Raw genomic sequence first — 1,210 nt, 5'->3', positions numbered from 1 at the left:
ACACGACCCGCACGTATCCGCCCACCACCCTGTCCGCGCTGTTCGAGGAACAGGCCGCCCGCACCCCCGAACACACCGCACTCATCAGCGACAACGCCAGACTCACCTACCGCCAACTCGACGAGCGGGCCAACCAACTCGCCCATCAGCTGATCTCGCTGGGCGTGGGTCCGGAGGACTGCGTCGCGCTCGCGCTGCCCCGTACCGAGCTGGCGATCGTAGCCGTGTTCGCCGTGCTGAAGGCGGGAGCGGCCTATGTGCCGATCGACCCGTCCTATCCGCAGGACCGCATCGGCTACCTCCTCGAAGACACCCGGCCGGTACTGATCCTGTCGACACGGGGTGCGGCCTCGGCTCTCCCACGCGGAGCGTCCGCGTCGATCCAGCTTCTGGACGACGCGGCCTTCGCCGATGCCCTCGCGGACCGGCCGACCACGACTCCGACGGACGCCCACCGTGTGCGCGAGCTGAGGCACGGCAACTCCGCCTATGTCATCTACACCTCGGGTTCCACCGGCCGCCCCAAGGGCGTTGTCGTCACCCATGCCGATGCCACCAACTTCGTGCGCTGGGCCGTCAATGAATTCGGTGCGGAGGGCCTGGCGCATGTGCTGCTGACCACGTCGTTCAACTTCGACGTATCGGTCTTCGAGATATTTGCTCCGCTCATATGCGGCGGCACCATCGAGATCCTGCACGACCTGCTGGACCTCGCCGACCGTGGCTCCGACACCCGTCGCCACGTCAGCTTGATCAGCGCCGTCCCGTCCGCCCTCGCCGGTGTCATCGCGCACTCCGATGTCGATGTGACGGCGGAGACCGTTGTGCTCGCTGGTGAGGGGCTGCCCGCAGCGGTGGCGACCCACATCAGAAAGGCGCTGTCGGCCCGTCGGCTGATGAACGCCTACGGCCCGACCGAGGCGACGGTGTACGCCAGCACTTGGTGGATGCGGGACAGCGTCGACACGGCATCCCCGATCGGTCGTCCGGTGGCGAATACGCGGATGTTCGTGCTGGATGCGGGGTTGCGGCCGGTGCTACCGGGTGTCGTGGGCGAGCTGTATATCGCCGGTGCTCAGCTCGCTCGGGGGTATCTGCGGCGGGCCGGGCTGTCGGCGGAGCGTTTTGTGGCGTGTCCGTGGGGGCCTGCGGGTGGGCGGATGTACCGGACGGGGGATCTGGCGCGGTGGTCGGCCGATGGGGTGTTGGA

At 67.9% G+C, this 1,210-nt stretch carries 1 protein-coding gene; it reads left to right on the top strand.

Features of this window, described 5'->3' with window-relative positions; all coding sequences use genetic code 11:
• Nucleotides 1-1,210: amino acid adenylation domain-containing protein (locus ACWDSL_RS53465; RefSeq protein WP_450497032.1), on the top strand; the 1,210-nt coding region annotated here is incomplete at both ends.

This window comes from Streptomyces sp. NPDC000941 (assembly GCF_053599555.1).
The sequence above is the reverse complement of the archived record's forward strand: the minus strand, read 5'-3'. Positions and strand labels throughout refer to the sequence as shown.